General features: G+C 40.4%; 3 protein-coding genes and 1 pseudogene. All 4 read right to left on the reverse strand.

Going from position 1 to position 3,195, the window contains the following annotated elements:
* Window positions 1-73: 73 nt before the first annotated feature.
* A complete protein-coding gene (locus HC733_RS21765; protein ID WP_190367074.1) occupies window positions 74-538 on the reverse strand; it encodes a DUF4435 domain-containing protein in 465 nt (154 codons plus the stop codon).
* Window positions 535-1,968 (reverse strand): AAA family ATPase, encoded by a 1,434-nt coding sequence (locus tag HC733_RS21770; RefSeq protein WP_190367075.1) that lies wholly within the window; start codon window positions 1,966-1,968, stop codon window positions 535-537. The genes HC733_RS21765 and HC733_RS21770 overlap by 4 nt, the downstream gene beginning before the upstream one ends.
* Before the next feature lie 202 nt (window positions 1,969-2,170).
* Window positions 2,171-2,629, reverse strand: coding sequence for a phage virion morphogenesis protein (locus HC733_RS21775; protein ID WP_190367076.1), 459 nt, complete (start codon window positions 2,627-2,629; stop codon window positions 2,171-2,173).
* Window positions 2,630-2,733: 104 nt separating this feature from the next.
* Window positions 2,734-3,195: pseudogene (locus HC733_RS21780) on the reverse strand (phage minor head protein); the annotation flags it as partial.

The following is a 3,195-nucleotide window of genomic DNA, read 5'->3' on the forward strand; positions in this document are numbered from 1 at the left end:
GGGCTAAACGAACTAACACCTGATGAAGTTTACTTCGGTAAGCAAAGATACGCGGCATGACTGGATCAACCACTTAAAAAGTTAGCTTATGTGTCCAACCAATGGGGTCCAGCTCTCTATATGCATCTGCAATTATTTCAGGGCTTAAAAAGTAATTTTCTATTGAGTGGCCAATCGTCCAATTTAAGTTGCTATCTACCTCATGAGTAATCATTTGATCTTCGATTCTTTCATCAATATCAAATTTGTAGAACTCTCTATCACATAAATAAAACAAGTTTGAAAAATATTGTTTGCCTTTACAAAGAGAATGTATTTTCAATATTCGTTCTTTGTTATTTTGGCGAGTCTTTTCACAATCACCGCTTATATGATGTGCCACGTCAATTTTAAACTGTTTTCGTGTTTTCTTTGTTTTGAGGAGGTTCGCTATGTGAGCTTTATCATCAGGCCCTTCTACTAAAATACGCACCTTAGAGCTCATCCTTACTTTTGTTTTATACGTATTTATATCATATTGGTTTTCTTTTGAACTCATTGGTGCTCATCCTCATCATCTGTAAGATTGAGCTCTTCTGAACTTAAGTCAGAATCTATAAAGTCAGGCGCAATCTCTTTCATATATTCTTCGAAATCAGTGGCAATAGACGGAGAGTGGGTACACACAATTATTTGCCTATCCCCAAGTTGCTCCATCATTTTTCCTAATAGCTCTTCTTGCCAATCAATATGTAAAGATATTTCAGGTTCATCTATTAGCACCGTGGAAAACTGACTCATTTTATTAACTGCATACAACATAGTGAGTAATTGCCGTTCACCAGAAGACATGACCATTATTCGGCTCCTAGTGCCATCCGGAAACTTTAAGCTGACTCTAGGGCCTTTGCGCTCCCTCTCGGTTTCGTACGACAGTTTTTTCTTATCTAAAAAGAAGTTCACAACATCAAAGTATGAGTTGACTGTGTCAAAGGCCTTCTCTTGGAAATCTCTACGTTCTTTAAGCGCGTCTCTGTAAACTTTTAAAGCTCCCGATGCGGATTTTTGTAGAGGGGATGATTTGGAAGCTTTAACATATGTACGCAAACTGCCATAGATATCGGAGTGATCTTGAACTCCACCGAGCTTGTTTGACGTAGAGTCTTTTGTCAGTTGAAATATTTCTTGAAGTAGTTCGGTAGGATCTAATTCATTATCAGTATCTTTAACTAGAGAAGAAAAAACTTTGATAAATGAAGTCGAAAAAATAGAGCTTTCATATCTTGCAATACTTACTTCGCAATCTCTAACTTCGTCGTGTAATTTTTTTTCTATTTCTAGTGGTGATGGGTAGTTTAAATTTGGTAAAAATGGGCCAAAAAGCTCTCGCGCAAATGAAGTAACGTTTACTTTTCGGGATGAGCTATTGATTAATCTACCCTCCTTCCTCGAACTCCAAGCCTCTAACATGGTTCTAAAAGCAGGAAAATAGGATGCGGCAATTTGATCAAGGTCGTTTTTTTCAATGAAATCCATTAACGCCATTTGTATACCAGATGCTGCCGCGCTTCCGTATCGTTCATCTTCAGTATCTCTTATTTCATCCATGGCTTGGCGCTTTGTAAATACTAAAGACTCTCCACAAGGTACGCTGACTACTATTCTTTTATCAATAATATCTGGAATAGCTTCTTGCGTTAAAATAATTTCCACTCCGCTTGAGTATAGTATCTGGATACGTTTAAATTCTATAAAAGCAAACCTTATGAAATCGCAATTTGCAAGATTTGAAATGATATGTATGAGGGTTGATTTCCCTGTACCATTTTGCCCATAAAGAATGTTTAGTGATTTGTTAAATTCTACTTTTAGATTATAGCGACGATGTATTCCTTCTAATTCTATTTTTTCTATATAGGTATCATTCTTTGTTCTTTCTAATCGCTGTTTGTAATTATCATTACCGTGTTTTAATTTTATATAGTCCATTACTTAGCCTCTTAAATTTTCCAGAAGTCTCGTTGGTTGAGAGGCTACAATCATACATATTAATATTTGTGCTGAACAAGCAGTTACCTTATTTAGGTGCAGAAACGTTTCTAAACACCCCTAACGCATAAAACCCCAACCACAACACCCACAGCTAGTACTTCGATACCTTTAAACGCCTCAGTGTGCGTCTGAGGCGTTTTTAACTTTCGGTAAAGTAATCTACCAGCGCCCCCAAAATATCTTGTTCGCCTTCCGTACTTACCCCAATGTATTCACGTTGAGGTATGGCCGCTGGTCCCGGTGCAAATTCTGGCAAGCCGCCAAAGTTATGAATGGGGGCGTAAGGCTTATTGCTGCTTATCTCAGCCCATAACGCGCCGCTATCGGCTGCTATGCTGGCTGCTAAGCCGCCAGCGCTGACCTGTAGCATTTGCCCGCCAACACGTTTGGGGTTTTGTTTTAGGTAGTTTTTACTTAGTGCAGGCCATGCTTCGCCTGTAACAGGGCTGCGTTCTTGGGCAAAGGCGTCTTCTGTTGCGCCCTCTAAAATTGCGGCTATCTCGTTCATTGGCTCGCTGAGGTCGTTAAACTTTGCTGCTATCTCGTTGAGCACTTGGGTTGCATCGCCATGCGTGAGTATGGCTATTTTGCTGGTCATATTGTAATCACTAGTTAGTTGAGTAATAATTGTTGGTGGTGGTAGTGTTTCCAACGGGTAACGGTTATATGCAACACATATATGATGTGAGTTCGAGTCTCACCCTATCGCCACCTTTCATACAAGCCCCCAATTTCACCTTGCTCAATTGCTGAGCTTTCAACTTTAAATACATTGATAACCGTATCTAACTGCGCGCCTTTATCTTCAAACCTTACAACCACTTTTATGGATTGTGCGCCTTGATTGACGATGTATAGCACCTCGTTGCGTGCAGGCTCCCAAAGCACTTGTGCAGCGCTGGTGTTTATCCAAGCACTTAAGCTGGCGTACTCGTTAATAGCAAGTGCTTGGCCACTGGCTAGATGCTTTTCACTGTGCGCATGAGCAAGTGCGCGCTCAGATAAAATCAGCGTTCGTGCTGGGTCTATGCCTTTGTTTAACAGTTTTTGGTTTATCTCGTCATCGAGAAAGCTCACTACAGTTTTGTGTTGTGGCCGTGGGCCAAACTCCCTTAGCCCTTGCTTGTCTTTGGCAAGCTTAGCGGCTTGATAGCGTTCGATACG

This window comes from Pseudoalteromonas sp. S16_S37, from assembly GCF_014694405.1.
Lineage (GTDB): Bacteria > Pseudomonadota > Gammaproteobacteria > Enterobacterales > Alteromonadaceae > Pseudoalteromonas.